Genomic DNA, 18,351 nt, shown 5'->3' on the forward strand with positions numbered 1-18,351 from the left:
GACGAAAATCCGGGCGTTCATTTTAAACAAGATAGTAAATTAAATTAATTAATAAAATAAGAGGAGTGCTGCAAGATGGCTGAACTTCGATATAATCCGCTTTTAAAAGATTGGACGATGGTGGCGGCGAGCAGGGCAAAACGTCCACACATGCCAAAAGACTTCTGCCCGTTCTGCCCGGAGTCAGGCAAGGTTCCGGCTGACTATGATGTCCACCTTTACACGAACGATTTTCCGGTGCTGTCGCCGCAGCCGCCTGAACCTGATCAAGTAGGCGGGGGGCTATATAAAACAAAAGAAGCATACGGAAAATGTGAGGTTGTACTGTACTCGCCTGGACATCATGACACGATTCCAGATCTGTCGCGTCCGCACATGAAGAAGCTTGTAGACCTTTGGACAGAGTCGTTCGCCAAGCTGGATGCAGATCCAAACCACGAATACGTGATGACGTTTGAAAACAGAGGAGAAGAAGTAGGGGTGACGATGCCTCATCCTCACGGGCAGATTTATGCGTACCCGTTTATTCCTCTAAAAGTGAGGACGGAGCTTGATTCCTGCCGAGAGTATTATGCTGACAACGGCCGCAACCTTTTTGATGACATGGTGAAGGAAGAAAAAAGGTTCGGTGAACGTGTAATTGCTGAAACAGAGCACTTTATCGCTTTTATCCCGTTTTTCACGGACTATCCTTATGGCGTATTTATCGTCGCAAAGGATAAAAAGACCGCGCTGACTGAATTTGACGAACTGGAAAAAGAAGAACTTGGGATGCTCATACAGGATGTTGTCGGCGGGATGGACCGCATTTACGACCGGCCTTTTCCTTACATGATGACGATGCACCCGCGGCCTTCCAACAACGATGAACAGTACGATGAATTTTACCGTTTTCATATCGAATTTTACCCTCCGCTGCGTGCGAAGGACCGTCTGAAGTTTAACTCATCCTCTGAGACAGGAGGATGGGCGGCTGCCAATCCGACAAAGGTTGAGGATAACGCAGCGATCTTGCGTCAGTGTACAGAGGAATACAGAGCAGAAAAGGACGTGGAGCAGCATGAACGAACAGCAGCTGATTGATCAATTCACTCGGTATTTCTCGGGAAATACCGACAATATACGACTCTTTTTCGCACCAGGACGAGTGAACCTGATCGGCGAGCATACCGACTATAACGGCGGTTTTGTTTTTCCAGCTGCTCTGACAATCGGAACATATATGGCAGTGAGGCAGCGGAATGACGGCATCCTTCATGTCAGAAGCGAAAATTTCCCGCTCGCGGTATCGTTCGACGCCAAAAAGGAGATCGGAAATAAAGCAGAAGATGACTGGGCGAACTACCCGAAAGGAATCGTCAAGGAGCTTCAGACGCTCGGACTGGAGATGAGCGGTGCGGACATCCTTTATTACGGAAATATTCCGAACGGTGCAGGTCTTTCATCGTCGGCTTCGATCGGGATGGTAACAGCTTACGGGCTTTCCCGTCTGGAAGGCTCCGAGATCAGTGAGCTTGAACTCGCACTGCTGTGCCAGCGCGTAGAGAATACGTTTATTGGTGTGAACAGCGGGATCATGGATCAATTCGCAGTCGGGTTCGGCAAAAGAAACATGGCTGTTTTCCTGAACTGCGATAACAATGAGTTTAGAAGAATACCTTTGAATATAGGAAGCTGCAAGCTAGTGATCACGAACACGAACAAGCGGCGAGGACTGGCAGATTCGAAGTATAACGAACGAAGAAGCGAATGCGAGCAGGGTCTTGCCGAGCTGCAGCAGCATATTCCCGGGCTTCGCAATCTGGGCAGCCTTTCTCTTGCAGACTTTGAAAAAACTGAGCATGTTATCAAAGATGAGGTTATTAGAAAAAGAGTAAGGCATGTAGTGACTGAGGACGACCGTGTCCTGAAAGCGGTAGATGCTCTTGAAAAGGGTGACCTGAAGCTGTTCGGTGACTATATGAAGCAGTCGCATCTGTCGCTGAGAGAAGATTATGAAGTGACAGGAAAGGAACTGGACACATTGTTTGTGCTTCAGTCTCAGCATGACGGGTGTGTCGGCTCTCGTATGACAGGTGCAGGCTTTGGCGGCTGTACGGTTTCCATCGTGGAAAGTGAACGGGTCGATCATTTCATGACAGAGGTCGGTGCAGCTTACGAGAAGCAGACAGGTTTGAATGCCGACTTTTATGTTTGTGATATCGGTGACGGAGTTCAAGAAAAAGGAAGGGTGAAGACGATATGAGCATACTTGTAACTGGCGGGGCAGGATACATTGGCAGTCATACGGTTCTCGCGCTGAAGGAAAAAGGCGAGACTGTCGTGGTGCTTGATAACCTTACAAAAGGCCACAGGCAGGCGGTGCTTGACGGTATACCTTTTTATGAAGGCAGTCTGACAGATGAAGCGGTGCTGGACCAGATTTTCGAGCAGCACAAGATCGACGCGGTTATTCATTTTGCAGCACACTCTCTTGTCGGCGAAAGCGTGAATGACCCGCTTCAATACTATGAAAACAACGTCGCCGGCTCACTTGCCCTTGTAAAATCCATGGTTAAACATGATGTGAAGAACATTGTTTTCTCTTCGACTGCCGCCACTTATGGCGAGCCGAAAAGCATCCCGATACAAGAAAGCGATCCAACCGTTCCGACGAACCCTTACGGAGAGACGAAGCTTGCGATCGAGAAGATGCTGCACTGGGCAGACGGTGCATATGGCTTGAAGTCAGTAGCATTACGCTATTTTAACGCAGCGGGTGCCGATCCAGAAGGGCGTATCGGGGAGGACCATGACCCTGAGTCCCACCTTATTCCGATCGTGCTTCAAGCGGCGCTCGGACAGCGTGAAAGTGTCAGCGTGTTCGGTGACGATTATGCTACAGCAGACGGCACGTGCATCAGAGATTACATTCACGTGATGGATCTCGCGGCAGCGCATGTGAAAGCAGTTGAGAGACTTCGTACAGCGAAGGAGAGCGGAATTTACAACCTTGGAAACGGCAAAGGATTTTCGGTAAAAGAAGTGATTGAAACGTGCCGTGAAGTAACAGGACGCGATATCGAAGCGAAGATAGCTGAAAGGCGCCAGGGCGATCCTGCAATCCTGATTGCTTCATCAGAGAAAGCAAAACTTGAGCTTGGGTGGCAGCCGCAATACCCAGAACTGAAAGAAATCGTGCAGCACGCATGGAACTGGCATGTTCATCACCCGGCAGGCTTTAAAAAAGAAGGTGTTTCTCATGCCTCTCAATAAAATAAGGAAACTGCTGCAAGACAAAGGCTTGGACGGTGTCCTGCTGCGAAAAAAGAATAACTTTTCTTGGGTGACAGGAGGCTTGGAAAATCATATTGTCCGCAGTGCTCCTGAGGGTGTAGCCGATCTGGTTGTACTTCCAGATGAGGTCGTGCTCGTCACTACAAAGACAGAAGAGCGCAGGATTATGGAAGAAGAGCTTTCTAACTGGGATGAGAACGTACGGATCGTGTGCGAAGACTGGTTCACTGGAACGGACGCTTTACTTGAGGATTTGGGCAGCGGGCGGAAGATGGGAACCGATACACCTTTCCTCGACTGGATCGACGTAACCGCAGAGCTTCGCACGGTCCGGTCAACCCTTTTGCCGGCTGAAATCTGCCGCTATCGGGAGTTAAGCCGTGACGCTGCTTGGGTGCTTGAATCGGCGTGCAAAGAAATTCAGCCAGGGCAGACAGAGCACGAAATTGCCGGACTCATCGCCAAAAAGGCGGTATCGCTGAACATAAAGCCGCAGGTGCTGCTCGTCGCAACAGACGAGCGCATCTATCATTACCGCCATCCGATACCGACAGCCAAGCCTTTGAAGAAACACGCGCTTGTGGTCATCTGCGCAGAGCGCGGCGGTCTTGTAGCCAACCTGACGCGTGTCGTGCATTTCGGACCGCTGCCAGAAGAGCTCACTGATTTCAAGGAGCGGCTGGCCCGCATCGATTCAGCAATGATTTTAGCGACCGTACCCGGAGCACGCACAGGGGATGTGATCAGCCGGGGCATCCAGCAGTACGAAGCAGAAGGCCGCCCTGAGGACTGGAAATTCCTTCACCAGGGAGGACCGACTGGCTACGATTCCCGAGAGTTCATCGCCACAGCTTCCAGTGATGAGATCGTAAAGGAAAATCAAGTGTTCACATGGAACCCATCACTTCCCGGGGTAAAGTCAGAAGACACATTTTTAGTGAAAAAAGACGGCTTTGAAATCCTGACACAATCAGACAACTGGCCCCTTCAGAGGGTAATGCTCGAAGGCCGCGAACTGCTACGTCCAGACATTCTAATCAGGTAAAAAGGCATCTTCACGAACACTTATAATATGTTATACTCTTGATAATAAATTAATTTAAAAAAGTAACTTAATAAGATTATTTACTAAAAGGTTTGTTTTTGTAGAAAAATCATCGGAATTGCTTCTGAAGTGGAAATGAATCTTCAACGAGTAATCTGAGGAATCATTTTCGTTCAATTGCAGATACTGATTCTTTCATTAAATTGCTTAATCATCTCGATTACATCATTGATAAGTTGATCGCAGTGTAAGGTGCCGACTCCGGCGGGATGAGTGGGAAGGTGAGACCTTCCAATGGCGCATGCGACGGAAGGGCTCACTTCTCACCCCGCGGAAAGCGTGCACCTGAAACGAAGATCAACACTACTCTGATTTCTTTCACAACAACATAGTATACGCAAAGTAATAATGAAAACGCTTTTAAAAAGGAAGGTGGCGATTACATGGCACAGCTTCACATACAAAGCGATCATCAGAACAAAAGAGAGGGAACGCCTGTGAAACCGGTTAAAGCGTCATCTAAGAAAAAATGGATCACACCGCAGAACGCGCCGTATTTGTTTATCCTGCCGGCCGTACTGTTTTATATCCTTTTCACTCTCTATCCTGTGATCTCTTCATTTATTATGAGCTTTAAAACAAACACTGACGGAGAGTACGTGTTTGCAGGGCTCGCGAACTACACTCGCCTCATTCATGACCCGCTCTTTTACAAGGCGCTCGGCAACACGTTTCTTATCTTAATCGTGCAAGTGCCGGTTCAGCTTTTCCTAGCGGTTCTGATCGCAGTCGCGCTCAATTCGCAGCTTGTAAAATTCAAATCATTTTTCCGAGTCGCCTATTTTATGCCGGCGATCACAGCACTTGTCGCATCATCCATTATCTTTATGATCATGCTCGATGAGAACTACGGCCTCGTCAACTACTTGCTCGGTCTAGTAGGCATTGAAAAAATTGCTTGGCTGAACGACCCGTTCTGGGCAAAAGTATCGCTTATGATGGCGATCACGTGGAGATGGACAGGCTATAACATGGTAATCTTCCTAGCAGGTTTGCAAAACATCCCGAGCTCGCTGTATGAAGCAGCAAGCATGGACGGAGCTTCAAAAGTGAAGCAGTTTTTCTACATCACACTGCCGCAGCTGAAGCCAATCTTTCTTTTCACTTTTGTACTGTCGACGATCGGAACGCTGCAGCTGTTTGATGAGGCGTTCATCCTGACAAAGGGCGGTCCGAACAATTCGACACTGACCATCACGCTTTATTTATACCAAAACGGATTCCGTTATTTTGACTTTGGATACGCATCCGCGATTGCTTACGCGCTTGTCGCCATCATCGTGGTGCTGTCATGGATCCAGATGAAAGTGGCAGGTGACCGCAAATGAATAAACAGACAGGTTTGCAAAAGGTACTCATGTATACACTGCTGCTGTTTGGCGTCATCCTTTCTGTCGGACCTTTTTATTGGATGTTCGTCAGCGCGACACACAGTTCAGGAGAGATTTTCAAGGTTCCGCCGAACTTTCTTCCAGGGGACAAGCTGCTGGAAAACTTCCGCAACCTGAACGAATCGATCGACATCGCCAGTGTGATGACCAACTCCCTGATCATCACGTTGACATTCACATTTTTCGGCGTGTTGATGTGCACGATGGCAGGCTACGCGTTTGCAAAGTTTCACTTTAAAGGTAAAGACGCGATCTTCTTCATGCTTTTGATCGCGATCATGATTCCGTATCAGGTAACACTCATTCCGCTGTTTGAGGTGTTCGCGAAGCTAAACTGGCTGAACACGTACCAGTCGGTCGTACTGCCGCAGCTCGCATTTCCATTTGCCATCTTCTTGATGAGACAAAACATGGCCGCGCTGCCAGATTCTCTTTTAGAAGCAGCACGTGTTGATGGAGCAGGAGAGTTCAAGATTTTCTTTACCGTCGTATTGCCGACCATGCGTCCTGCACTAGCAGCCGTAGCGATCTTCCTATTCATGTTTCAGTGGAATAACTTCATCTGGCCGCTCGTGGTCTTGAACACACAGGACATGTACACGATGCCTGTGGCGCTCTCGAGTCTGATCGGGATGTCGCGCATCGATTACGGACAGGTAATGCTCGGCACGACGATTTCAACACTGCCGATCATGATTTTCTTCTTATTGCTGCAAAAGCAATTCATTTCAGGAATCCTCGGCGGATCGGTTAAAGAATAGCGAAAAGGAGTTTTGCGATCATGTATATTGGTGTGGATTATTATCCGGAGCAGTGGCCAAAATCGCGCTGGCCAGAAGACATCCGATTGATGAAAGAGCTTGGTGTCAACGTCGTCCGCATCGCGGAGTTCGGCTGGCAGCTGATGGAGCCTGAAGAAGGAGTGTACGATTTCTCGCTGTATGATGAAGCGATCGAGCTGATCACATCAAACGGCATCGATGTGATTCTCGGAACGCCGACCGCGACGCCGCCGGCATGGATGGTGCACCGTTATCCTGAAATATTGCCGGTAGACGATCATGGCGTGACCATTTCGTTTGGTGCGCGGCGTCATTATACGGTCAATAGCGCGAAGTACCGCGATTTCACTCGGAAGATGGTAGAAAAAATGGCACAGCACTACGGCCAGCACCCGAACGTCATCGGCTGGCAGACCGACAACGAATATGGCCATGAAAAATCGGACCGCTCTTACGGCGAAGAAGACCGTGCAGCTTTTCAGGAATGGCTGAAAAATAAATATGGTTCTTTAAATAAACTGAACGAAGAGTGGGGCACGGTGTTCTGGAGCCAGACGTATACCGCATGGGAGCAGATTCCCGTACCGCGCAAAGTCTATCAAGAGCATAATCCAAGTCTTTTGCTGGACTTTGACCGGTTCTGTGCTGACAGCTACACATCTTACAATAAGCTGCAGGTCGATACGCTGCGCGCGCACATCAGGAAGGATCAATTCATCACTCACAATTTTGTATTCACTGATCTCGCGCAAAAACAACGGGATATCGCAAAGGACCTCGATTTTATCTCGTTCGATAACTACCCTGTCTGGGGCGGGCTGCCAGAGCCGATCAAGCCGGCAGCGATCGCGTTTCAGCATGATTTGTGTTTGTCGACAAAAGATGGAAAAGGATATTGGGTGCTCGAGGAGCTTTCCGGCGCGCAAGGCTGGAGCCGTATCGGCTATCTGCCTCGGCCTGGACATATCAAGCTTTGGACGTACCAGGCCGTGGCGCGCGGAGCGGAAGCGATCGTTTATTTCCGCTGGCGTGCAGCACAGTTCGGAACAGAGGAGTTCTGCCACGGCATCTTAGACCATGACGGCAAGCCGAAGCGCAAATATGAAGAGGTTAAAGAAGTGTTTGCCGCGCTGAAAACGTTCGGTGACGATTGGATCGCGGCAAAGCCAAAGCCTGAGGTCGGCGTTTATTATGATGCCGAGAACGCTTGGGCATGGCAGATCCAGCCGCAAAGCGACGCGTTTGATTACCGCCGCGAGCTGCTCCGCTTTTACGCGCCGGCTCACGATCTAAACGTGAATACGGCAGTCGTGGCAAGAGAAAGCGATCTATCAAAGCATAAAGCGGTCATCGTGCCAGTATACTTTTTGACTGATCCGCATTTTTCGGAGTCGCTCAAGGAATATGCAGCGAACGGCGGAACGGTTATCTTCTCCTACCGATCTGGCGTGAAAAAGCCAAACAACTTCGTCACCGGCGAAACATTGCCGGGTGAACTGGCAGAGTTGGCAGGCATCAACATTCACGAATACGAATCATTGCAGACGGGCCAGACGAACTCTGTCAAAGGAGTGTCTGGGGCGTTGGAAGGAAGGAAGTCATCAGCTGAGATCTGGTGCGATCTGATCGAGCCTAATGGTGCGGAAGTGCTCGCAGAATATGAGGATTGCTTCTATACAGGGACCGCCGCAATCACGAAAAACTCGTACGGCAAAGGAACGGTTTATTATGTCGGCTCCGCACTTGAGCCAGAAATGATGACCGCACTTTATAAAGAAATATTTGCGGAGATTGGCGTCGCTGCTCATGAAACGCCGCTAGAGGTAGAAATGTTGCAGCGTGAAAACTACCTTACAGTGCTGAACCACTCTACAGCTGAAAAGCATAATGCGCCTTTGCCAGACGGTAACTGGAAAGACCCGATGACAGGAACAGTGTACAACGGAGAAATCGAACTAAAGCCAATCGACTCATACGTGCTTGTAAAAGAGTAAGAAAACAAAAATCAGAGGAGAGATTCTCTGATTTTTGTTGCATATAGGAAGAGCTTGAAGAGTAGTAAAAAATGTTGATAGCAGGCTGTTTTGACTTGAGGAGAATCTAGGGTGGACAGTTTGCTAAAAGATTGTTTCTGTTTACGTATGGAACGCTTCATTTGCCGTTCAATTCTTTTGCTTGATCATCTTGAATTCATCTTTGAGAAAGTTGGTCGGAGTGTAAGGTGCCGACTCCTCGAAAATGAAGGTCACATTTTCTTCGTGCGATGTCTTGCTGCGTAGCCTTCCTTATTCAGCGGGATGAGTGAGACAGGTGAGACCTTCCAATGGCGCATGCGACGGAAGGGCTCACCTGTCCAGCAGAAAACGGCTAGCCCCTCGAGGTCAAAAGAGCAAGTGTCCAATAAGTCAAAGACCGACTTACCGGCCCCTTTCCCTTTTGCTTGTCGTGGCTGAACGAGCCGTTTCTGCTTTTCGCCACGCCCCGCGGAAAGCGTGCGCCTGAAACGGAGATCAACTACTTCTCTGAATTCTTAAATGGCAACTAGTTTAATACGAAAATATTTTACACGAAAGAAGGGTTCAAGATGCCGATTTATGTGACGAATGAGGAAAAACGGTTCATTCTTGAGGGCCGTACAATGGCATATGTTCTTGAAGCAGGAGAAAAAGGGCACATGACCGCCGTTTATTGGGGAAAAAAGCTGCAAAACCATGACGATTACAGCAAGCTTTCACCGGACGTGATCCCGCACTCGTCGTTCGAGTCGCCGCGTGGTGTGATGGGATACGACTACATTCCATGGGGCGAGATGGTGTATACGGAGCCGTCACTTAAAGTAAGGTACGAAGACGGGACACGCGCACTGAACCTCGAATTTTCAGGGTACAAGACCGCAAACGATGATAAGCTCGTCATCACACTCAGCGATAACGCGCGCAATACAGAAGTGGAATTGCATTATGAGCTTTATGCCGAATATGATGTGATCGGACGGAGCCAGGTGATTAAGAACGAAGGAAAATCGGCGCTTGCCCTTGAAGCGGTGAGGTCATTGCAGGCAGCTTTGCCATGGGGCGGTGACTACAGGCTCTCCCATCTTGCAGGAAAATGGACAGGCGAGACGCAGCTGCAGCAGACAGCCCTCACCCCTGGGCGAAAAACGATCGAAAGCCGGCGCGGCGGCACATCGCATCAGGCGAACCCTTGGTTTGCGCTCGATAACGGAGCGAATGAGGACAGCGGCGAGGTGTGGAGCGGCCATCTGGCATACTCCGGCAATTGGGAAATCAACATCGAACAGGATACGTTTGGATTTGTTTCCGTGAACGGCGGGCTGCAGTCGTTTGATTTTGAGTGGAAGCTTGATCCAGGGAAGTCGTTTACAGCACCGGTCTTTTATATAAGCTACAGTGACGAAGGTTTGGGCGGCATGAGCCGAAAAGCGCACGATTTTCAGCGGCAGTTGATACTGCCTGAAAATCACAGAAACACAGCTCGCAAAGTGCTATACAACTCGTGGGAAGCGACTTATTTTGACGTGACAGAAGAAGGTCAGAAGAAGCTGGCAAAAAAGGCGGCATCACTTGGCGTGGAGCGGTTTGTTGTCGATGACGGCTGGTTCGGCGAGCGCCATAGCGACAGTGCGGGACTCGGCGACTGGCACGTGAACGAGAGGAAATTTCCGAACGGGCTGCAGCCTCTTATCGATCACGTTCACGGTCTGGGAATGTCGTTTGGGATATGGGTCGAGCCGGAGATGGTGAACCCAGACAGCGATCTGTACCGGCAGCATCCGGACTGGATCTATCACTTTCCGGAAGTGGAGCGGACCGAGGGACGCAATCAATATGTGCTGAATATCGGCAGACCGGAAGTGCAGGAGTATATTTTATCGTTTATGAAAAATCTGCTGTCTTCCTATTCAATCGATTTTATCAAATGGGACATGAACCGCGCCTTTTCAGAGCCAGGCTGGCCAGACCGTGAAATAGGCCGGCAGAAAGAGGTGTGGGTGCGCCATACTGAAGGGCTTTACCGCATTCTTGATAAGCTGCGTCAGGAGTTTCCGCACGTGGAGTTCGAATCGTGTTCAGGCGGCGGCGCGCGTATCGATCTTGGTGTGATGAAACGTACAGATCAAGTTTGGACGAGCGACAATACGGACGCGGCTGAACGGTTATCTATTCAGGATGGCTACAGCTACGCCTATAATCCAAAAACGATGATGTGCTGGGTGACGGATTCACCGAACTGGCTGTCTGGACGGGAGCTTTCTTTAGCGTTCCGGTTCCGGAGTGCGATGGCCGGCTCGCTCGGTATCGGCGGAAATCTGAATGAATGGAACGAAGCGGAGCTGGCGGAGGCGAAGGATTGGATCGCCGAGTATAAAAAAATCCGCCATATCGTGCAGGATGGAAAGCAGTACCGGATCCTGCTGCCGCAAGATAAAACAGCGGTGCAATATGTCAGTGAGGACGGAAACAGCGCGGTCATGCTGGCATTCCTGCTGCAGCAGCAGTTTGGCGAACGGTATGTGAAGCTGAAATGGAAAGGGCTTGATCCGCATGCTAACTACCGTTTAGTAGGCGCAGAACTCGAAGCAAGCGGCAGCTACTTTATGCAGCACGGTATCCATTGGACAGCTTCAGGAGATTTCGACTCGATGCATTGGGTGCTGGAAAGAATATGAGCCGTGATAAGGAAAGCCGCCTGAGCGCGGCTTTTTCTTATTTGCGTTTCATAAGATACAATAAGAACAACATGAAAGCAGAAAAGGGGACGGAATATGAAAGCGATATTGCTCGGCGTGCTGGCCGCGCTGTTTTTCGGGGTAACGTTCGTGCTCAACCGCACGATGGAGCTGTCCGGCGGAAGCTGGCTGTGGAGCTCATCGCTCCGGTTTTTTTACATGGTACCGCTGTTGTGGGGAATTGTCTGGCTCCGCGGGAACGTAAAGCCAGTTTTGAATGAGCTGAGACAGAACTTCGGCGTCTGGTTTTTATGGAGCACGGTCGGCTTCGTGCTCTTTTATGCGCCGATCACGTTTGCTGCAGGATTTGGAGCAGCATGGCTCGTCGCATCGACGTGGCAGATCACGATCATCGCCGGCTCGCTGCTCGTCCCATTTTTTTACGAAAACGGAAAGCGCCAGTCGATTCCGCTGAAAGGCTTGCTTTTCTCTGGCATCATCCTTGTTGGTGTGGCACTCGTGCAATGGGAAGAAGCGCGCAGCGGATTGGGCATGAACAGCCTGTACTGTGTGCTCGCGGTTCTTGTTGCGGCATTCGCGTATCCGCTCGGCAACCGGAAAATGATGCAGCATACAAAGGGTCGACTGGACGCGTTTCAGAGGGCGCTCGGAATGACGATCGCGTCTCTTCCGGTCTGGATTGTGCTCGCTGTTATTGGATTCGTGACGGCAGGGCCGCCTAGCAGCGGACAGCTTGTACAGACCGTTTTTGTCGCGATATCTTCAGGTGTCATCGCGACGGTTCTCTTTTTTAAAGCGACCGATATGTGCGGCGGCAATCCGGTGAAGCTTGCGGCTGTCGAGGCGACGCAATCGGCTGAGATCGTATTCGTCCTGGCAGCCGAAATGATTTTCTTGTCGCTCGCTGTGCCGTCTATTACTTCCATAGGCGGGATGGTGATCATCATGATCGGCATGTATGCTCATGCGGTTTATTCAGCCCGAAATGCAGCCGGTTCTGCGCTGCAAAAGAAGGCAGGATAATCAAATCTAGTTTTCTCTGAAAATAGTGTATAAAAAACAGGGAGCGGGGCATCCTGTTTATATCCCCTTTTAAAGTTTACCCTTTGGCTGCTGCCGATTTCGGCGGCAGCGCTTTTTTTATTTGAAAGGATCCTTTCTAAAAGATTGTTTATTTTGTACGCTTTGTTTTATAACATCGCCTAATCCAAAGGTGGTTACGTTTTTGTTCAATTACTTGGCTCTCTATTTTAATATATTCGCTTAATCATCTTGATTACATCAATGATAAAGTTGATTGGAGTGTAAGGCGCCGACTCCAGCGGGACGAGTGGGACAGGTGAGACCCTTTAAGGGCGCGCAGCGGCAAAGGGGCTCACCGCCCGCCCCGCGGAAAGCGTGCGCCTGAAACGGAGATCAACCACTACTCTGAATTCTTTAAAAGACTTTTGAAAAAAGATGATTAAAACCAAACACAAGCGGGTATCGTGTAAGTACCCCCCTATAAATAAAGATTTTCTAGCCGCCGCTGCATTAACTCAAGCAGCGGTATTTTTTTTAAAAGCGCAGGACATTTATAAGTTATAAAGGTTTAAAAATTGTTAGATAGTGGAAGTGTTAACTAACTTTTCAATAGTACAATAATGTTGTAATGTCAGGGTTTGTCGTACTAAAATGGTGTAAAGACACATAAAAAGACATAAAGGCAAAGCTGTTGAAAAGCAGCGGCGCAAAGCTACAGGGGCTAAGGCGGACAACCGCTATGCCAGCCAGTTGCCGGAAACGGCCTCCATTATTACATAACAGGAGGAGTAACGTATGATTACATTTGTGTTAGGGTGCTTTGCAGGCGGGATTGCGGCTGTGTTCTACATGAGCCTCATGATTGTGGCCAAACGCTCAGATGTATCGAGTGAACGTTTTTACAATGACTTTTCATCCTAAACCCGAGCGGCCGAAGTTGGCCATCGGGTTGTTTTTTTGATTCAAAGAAAGATAGATAACGAGGTGGTAATTTGAATTTCAGCTTGGTAATTGAAGAGTCTAAAATCGAACAATACAAAAGCATCCGCGAAAGAGTTGCCGTCAGGTCTATTTTGATGAGTAATAATAAAATTTTGCTAGTCCAATCGAATAGAGGTGACTATAAATTTCCCGGAGGCGGAGTGGAAGAGAATGAAGATCACTCTGAAGGACTTAAGAGGGAAATAAGAGAAGAAACAGGGTACATAAACTGCGCTGTCAATAAAAAAGCAGGCATCGTAATTGAACGGAGAATGGACGAATTTAACGAGAATGTTTTGTTTCAAATGACTTCCCATTATTATTTGTGCGAATTAACAAGCGAAGATAAAATTCATCAACAACTTGATGACTACGAGTCTGAACTAGATTTCACACCAAAATGGGTCAACTTAGATGATGCCATCCAGCAAAACGAAAGTCTTACCGGGCAAATTAAGAAAAACAGCTGGCTGAATCGGGAAACATTTGTACTAAAAGAGATACAAAAAGGGTTAATAAATAATGGAGCTGTGAGAAGCGTTGAAGTAGATTAATCATTAAAAAAGGGATGATGGCGATGACGAAATTATCTTATAGCGGTGTGAAATATGGAAAAAGTGATGTGGAAGAAAAAATATTGGTGGATATACAAAATGATTGGCATGAGATCACACATACCAAGGAAGTTTCCCAAGTAATGAATAAAACTACAGGAGAATATATTCAAGTAAATCGTAACACCTTGAAATTTGAGGTTGTTTCATAAAATCAAAAATTAAAAACCACAGAAGATAAAATTCTTTTGTGGTTTTTGTTATTTTTTAGGGTCTTTTAATGCTTCTTAAACAAGCTTATACATCAGTACATCGTCTACATATTCACCATCGCTGAACTTGAATTCTCTCACTTTGCGACCTTCCTCCACAAAACCGAGGCTTTTATAGAGCGAGATCGCTCTCGTGTTGGTAGAAAACGTCCCTAGGAAGACTTTTTCAATCAGCGGATTCTGTTCTGCCCACGACAGCAGCTCTGTGATCATCGTTCTGCCGAGCCCCATGTTCCGGTACTCCTTTTTAATCATGATGGCCATAGAGCCTGTATGAGATTGGCGCTTGCGTTCCTGTGAGATAAAAACGATCCATCCTGCAAGCTTGTAATCCACTTCCGCCACGAGCATGGTGTCTCTTTGGTTCTCTAAAATCTTTTGAATCCATTCGCGCTGCTGCTGGGCGGTTTTGTTGAACTCATCTGCTACTGCGATAAAATAATCGCCTTCTCCGACTACCTCATGATGAATAGCTAAAACGGCCTCCGCATCCTCCAGTCGGACTGTGCGGATTACGGCTGTATCCACTTTTTTTATTAAAGTCATCAGGTTTTCCCTCCTATTAGCGATGGAGTCATATTTTACCATTACAAAAAAGAAAAAAACAAGAGTTTGCTAGACTCTTGTTTTATTGGCTGACGATCGTCTTCAGTTTCTTCTGCCATTTATCGTCGTCGAGTATGATCTGGAAAGAGATGCGGCGGTTTTTTTGCAGCGCGGCAGGCGAGCTGCCTTTGGCGATCGGTTTGAACTCACTGTATCCGGTGGCGGCCATATACTGTGCGTACTCTTTTTTTGCCAGTTTAGGGTTCGCATCAGCCAGGTAATCAACGACCGCGACGGCACGCTGTGTGGAGAGAGTCCAGTTGTCATATGGAACCGAGTCGGTATGGCCCTCGATCAGGATGATGTACAAATATTGGCTCATGTCTTTTTCTTCAATTATTGCGGCAAGCGCGTTCGCGAGAGGGGCAAGCACCTGCTTTCCTTTATCGGAAATCTCGGCGCTTCCAGTTGGGAAGAGGATGTTGCCGTCGACAGAGATCGTATTGTTCGGTCCTCGGACGACTTTGTCTTTACCGACGTTTTTCTCGAGCTGCTTTTCGATCAGATCAGAGATGTGCTTTTTCACGTCCGCCACCTGCTGCAGCTCCTGCTTGATCTGCGCCTGGTCGTACGCGTTGTAGATGCTCTGAACGTACGCGATAATCGCAACGAACACCATGACGAGCACCATCATCGCCATCATATCGGTAAAACTTGGCCAGTAGATCTCTTTCGGCTCCTCCTCATGCTGAAAATAACTCTGCCTCGCACGCATATGTTACCGCCTCCTTAATTCCTGAGGTGTAACATACGGCTGTTCGATGACCGGCCCCTGCATGGCGGCAGGTTGCCTCGTTTCATACACGACTTGCGGCTGCGATGCTGCTTGATAGATGCGCTGCAGCAGCTGGTGCATATCTCCGAGCGTACGGTTGGAATCTGTGACACTGCGGTTCGATTCAGAAAGCGTGCGGCTCAGCCCGTGAAACATGTTTTCGAGCGTTCGTGAAAGGTCGCGCATTTCGTCCTCACGCCCAGGGCTGGACAGCATCTGCTGCAGCTGGCGGTCGCGGGAGTCCATCATGTTCCGCAGCTGATCGACAAAATCGCGCTTCATATGTTCGACAGCCGAATGGAAGCCTTTCTCAAGCTGCTGCACGCTTGAGGCGAAGTCAGACGCGGCACGGCCGTATTCACCTTGTTTTTCGGCATAGCGGTAATGCCATTCGTCCTGCTTTTGCGCGAGGCGGTTCTCGAGCGCATCGTGCTGATCCTTATAATGCTGCAGCTGCTCCTGCAGCGCCCTAGTGAGTGTCTGGGCGTGCTCCTCTGACCTGCGCTGAGATTCTTGTAAAATTTTATCCGAACGCGTTAGCAGCTGTTCGAATTTCTGCTGTCCAATTGTATGACGGTCGTTCGCGTTTTTCAGCTGCTGCTCAAAGGAAGCGATGTTGGCTGCAAGTGCGGAGATGCTCTGGTCGACCGTCTTTTGAATCGAGCCTAGCTTTTCGGTCGTCTGATGGAAGCTTTGGCCGAATTTTTCAAGCTGTACAGCCGATTGCGCAAATTTTTCTGAAGTTGTGCGCTGTGCCGCCAGTATTCCATTTACTTCTTCAAGGCCGTTTTGCAGTCCAGCGGTAAACTGAACCATCTGGGTCGCGAATTCACCGAGCGTGCTATGAAAGCTTTCCTGCACCTTGGACGCGAGTCGGTCCAGCAAGCGCTCAGTGGAATCCTGCGGTTTTTGGGATAAAAGATGGGTGCTGTAACGGTGATCGAGGTAGTTCTCCGCCTCTGCCATCAGCTTGCCTTGAAGATAAGGAAGAGAAGCGCCGCGCGACAGGAATCCTGTTTGGAGAATCGTTAAAATAAAAGCTCCGCCGATCCCGGCGATACTTGTGATAAAAGCTACGCTCATCCCCTGAAACGGAGCGGTTAATGCAGCAAGGATCGTGTTCATCGTCATCGTGGAAGACGTGGACTGATTGCCGAGAGTGAGAAGTGTATCCTGCATCGCAATGAGTGAGAGTGTCAGGCCGATGAACGTTCCCATGACGCCGAGAATGATCGTGAATGACGGCAGCTGCTGCAGCAGCCTGACGGCATTGCCTGCTGGAACTCGGATGATGCCCATGACAGCAAGCCTTTCCTGGTAAAGATGCTTTTCTATGAGAGCCTGTGTGTTCAGGTTAGAGACACCAGACATATGAAAATCACGGTATTCGTTCACGGCGTTCTGCAGCCAGCGCGAGCGCGGTGTGGCGGCAGTGCCAGCGGATTCTGCGTGCGTATGGGAATCCATTTCCTGCAGCTCGCGGATCCATTTGCGGAAGCGGTAACCCGCCTGTATCTGCCCGGTAAACCCCATAAATACGAGCAAGCCAATTATACCGACAACCACTGAAGTCAACATATCCATCCTGCATACCCCCAATCATCTTGTCTTAAATGTATGTACAAGACGGAGGGAAAATAACTTTGTTCGGGGTCTTGTTTGTTGTTTGGGTACTTGTTTGGGGTACGGTACCTTTTTCAATGAACCTGGTGTTCATGCGGGAAGATGAAAAATGGTACCGTACCCCATATCCTTATGCCTCGGTTTACGTTACAATAAAATATCAGAGCTATTAAACAAGGATAAATGTTCCGAAATAGGGAACTAATGATAATCAAGAAATCATAGCTGGTTAGTGTACATTTTCTGTTTTTGTTTAAAGCAGGAGTGGACTCGATTGCCGAGTGACTATTTTTAATCCGGGGAAGTGCTAAAATGAAACGACATATACCGAACATGCTGACTTTCGGCAATCTGTTTTGCGGTTTTTTATCGATAAAATATATCATCAACGGTGACATCAAGAATGCGACGATCCTTATCTTTATCGCCATCATGCTCGATGCGATCGACGGACGGGCGGCAAGGATATTAGGCGTGTCCAATAATCTTGGTAAAGAACTGGATTCACTCGCTGACATCGTGTCATTCGGTGTGGCGCCGGCTTATCTCGCTGCCTTCACATATTTTCATCAATTCGGGCTGTACGGCATCATCATGGCCGGCCTGTTCCCGCTTTTTGGGGCGTACCGTCTGGCGCGCTTTAACATGACCGACCAAGAAGAGAACTTAAAGCATTTTACAGGCATACCGATCACACTCGCAGGTGCACTCGTGACGTTCTTAGTATTGTTTTACAAGTCACTTCCACTGCCGATTTTCATTATGATGTTTTACGCACTGTGCTACTTGATGGTCAGCACGATCAAGATTCCAAGCTTTAAGAAAATACCGGTTCCGAAATACAGCGTGAGCATCCTGACATCATTGTTTTTGTTTTATATGTTCTATCTGGTCGCAAGCACGCGCTTTGAAAAAGTTCCAGTGTTCTTCTACATCGCGCTTGGTATTTATATCCTGTTTATCGTTGTAAGATTTATGAAAGAAAAAAAGCCAAAGTTTCCAAAGCGGAAGCGTTTCTTCAAAAGAAGAAGAAAAAGGTTATAAGCATATTCGCTGGCTGGGGTCCGGTACTCGAAGATTACTTCGAGTACCGGACTTTTTTTGATTAGGCGAGGTAGTCGGGGTACGGTACCATTTCCCGTTCGCCGGCGGTATTGCTGGAGATGAGGAAAATGGTACCGTACCCACATGAAAAATAATTGGAACTTTTTACAAATTTATCCGTATTTATTGTTAGAATAGAAATAGAGCA

16 protein-coding genes and 1 riboswitch are annotated in these 18,351 nt (G+C 48.4%); of the genes, 13 read left to right on the forward strand and 3 right to left on the reverse strand.

What is annotated here, in order from left to right; genetic code table 11:
- Positions 1 to 75 precede the first annotated feature (75 nt).
- The 12 genes from galT to CGZ90_RS12530 all read left to right on the forward strand — a co-directional run bounded on the left by galT (position 76) and on the right by CGZ90_RS12530 (position 14,035).
- Positions 76 to 1,083, forward strand: a complete 1,008-nt coding sequence (gene galT, locus CGZ90_RS12480) for a galactose-1-phosphate uridylyltransferase (RefSeq protein ID WP_094252834.1) — start codon at positions 76 to 78, stop codon at positions 1,081 to 1,083.
- Positions 1,061 to 2,245 carry a galactokinase gene (locus tag CGZ90_RS12485; protein ID WP_094252835.1) on the forward strand — a complete coding sequence of 395 codons (1,185 nt, stop codon included), beginning with the start codon at positions 1,061 to 1,063 and terminating at the stop codon, positions 2,243 to 2,245. The genes galT and CGZ90_RS12485 overlap by 23 nt, the downstream gene beginning before the upstream one ends.
- The gene (gene galE / locus CGZ90_RS12490; protein WP_094252836.1) at positions 2,242 to 3,255 is read left to right on the forward strand and encodes a UDP-glucose 4-epimerase GalE; all 1,014 of its coding nucleotides are present in this window, start codon (positions 2,242 to 2,244) and stop codon (positions 3,253 to 3,255) included. Before CGZ90_RS12485 ends, galE begins: the two co-directional genes overlap by 4 nt.
- On the forward strand, positions 3,242 to 4,321 hold the full coding sequence (locus CGZ90_RS12495; protein ID WP_094252837.1) for a M24 family metallopeptidase: 1,080 nt from the start codon (positions 3,242 to 3,244) through the stop codon (positions 4,319 to 4,321). Before galE ends, CGZ90_RS12495 begins: the two co-directional genes overlap by 14 nt.
- A 443-nt stretch (positions 4,322 to 4,764) precedes the next feature.
- Positions 4,765 to 5,709: a carbohydrate ABC transporter permease gene (locus CGZ90_RS12500; RefSeq protein WP_094252838.1), complete on the forward strand. Its 945-nt coding sequence runs from the start codon at positions 4,765 to 4,767 to the stop codon at positions 5,707 to 5,709.
- Positions 5,706 to 6,533 carry a carbohydrate ABC transporter permease gene (locus tag CGZ90_RS12505; RefSeq protein ID WP_094252839.1) on the forward strand — a complete coding sequence of 276 codons (828 nt, stop codon included), beginning with the start codon at positions 5,706 to 5,708 and terminating at the stop codon, positions 6,531 to 6,533. The genes CGZ90_RS12500 and CGZ90_RS12505 overlap by 4 nt, the downstream gene beginning before the upstream one ends.
- A 20-nt stretch (positions 6,534 to 6,553) precedes the next feature.
- Positions 6,554 to 8,548: a beta-galactosidase gene (locus tag CGZ90_RS12510; protein ID WP_094252840.1), complete on the forward strand. Its 1,995-nt coding sequence runs from the start codon at positions 6,554 to 6,556 to the stop codon at positions 8,546 to 8,548.
- Between the two features lie 590 nt (positions 8,549 to 9,138).
- Complete coding sequence (locus CGZ90_RS12515; protein WP_094252841.1) at positions 9,139 to 11,244, forward strand: alpha-galactosidase; 2,106 nt, start codon at positions 9,139 to 9,141, stop codon at positions 11,242 to 11,244.
- 96 nt (positions 11,245 to 11,340) lie between these two features.
- On the forward strand, positions 11,341 to 12,288 hold the full coding sequence (locus CGZ90_RS12520; RefSeq protein ID WP_094252842.1) for a DMT family transporter: 948 nt from the start codon (positions 11,341 to 11,343) through the stop codon (positions 12,286 to 12,288).
- 671 nt (positions 12,289 to 12,959) lie between these two features.
- Positions 12,960 to 13,046, forward strand: a riboswitch (cyclic di-GMP riboswitch).
- A gap of 37 nt (positions 13,047 to 13,083) precedes the next feature.
- Positions 13,084 to 13,209, forward strand: coding sequence for a DUF3789 domain-containing protein (locus tag CGZ90_RS21070; RefSeq protein ID WP_106408317.1), 126 nt, complete (start codon positions 13,084 to 13,086; stop codon positions 13,207 to 13,209).
- A gap of 71 nt (positions 13,210 to 13,280) precedes the next feature.
- A complete protein-coding gene (locus CGZ90_RS12525) occupies positions 13,281 to 13,823 on the forward strand; it encodes an NUDIX hydrolase (protein WP_240515425.1) in 543 nt (180 codons plus the stop codon).
- 23 nt (positions 13,824 to 13,846) lie between these two features.
- Positions 13,847 to 14,035, forward strand: a complete 189-nt coding sequence (locus tag CGZ90_RS12530) for a hypothetical protein (RefSeq protein ID WP_094252843.1) — start codon at positions 13,847 to 13,849, stop codon at positions 14,033 to 14,035.
- A 75-nt stretch (positions 14,036 to 14,110) separates the two neighbouring features.
- On the opposite strand, the gene CGZ90_RS12535 is transcribed toward CGZ90_RS12530, so the two are convergent.
- The 3 genes from CGZ90_RS12535 to CGZ90_RS12545 all read right to left on the reverse strand — a co-directional run bounded on the left by CGZ90_RS12535 (position 14,111) and on the right by CGZ90_RS12545 (position 17,060).
- Complete coding sequence (locus CGZ90_RS12535; RefSeq protein ID WP_094252844.1) at positions 14,111 to 14,641, reverse strand: GNAT family N-acetyltransferase; 531 nt, start codon at positions 14,639 to 14,641, stop codon at positions 14,111 to 14,113.
- 82 nt (positions 14,642 to 14,723) lie between these two features.
- Positions 14,724 to 15,416 (reverse strand): OmpA/MotB family protein, encoded by a 693-nt coding sequence (locus CGZ90_RS12540; protein WP_094252845.1) that lies wholly within the window; start codon positions 15,414 to 15,416, stop codon positions 14,724 to 14,726.
- 3 nt (positions 15,417 to 15,419) lie between these two features.
- A complete protein-coding gene (locus tag CGZ90_RS12545; RefSeq protein ID WP_094252846.1) occupies positions 15,420 to 17,060 on the reverse strand; it encodes a hypothetical protein in 1,641 nt (546 codons plus the stop codon).
- A 351-nt stretch (positions 17,061 to 17,411) separates the two neighbouring features.
- Here CGZ90_RS12545 and pssA point away from each other — a divergent pair, with 351 nt between their 5' ends.
- Entirely contained in the window at positions 17,412 to 18,143 is a 732-nt protein-coding gene (gene pssA, locus CGZ90_RS12550; protein WP_094252847.1) for a CDP-diacylglycerol--serine O-phosphatidyltransferase, read from the forward strand.
- Positions 18,144 to 18,351 lie beyond the last annotated feature (208 nt).

This window comes from Fictibacillus aquaticus (assembly GCF_002245695.1).
In the GTDB taxonomy this organism is placed as follows: domain Bacteria; phylum Bacillota; class Bacilli; order Bacillales; family Fictibacillaceae; genus Fictibacillus; species Fictibacillus aquaticus.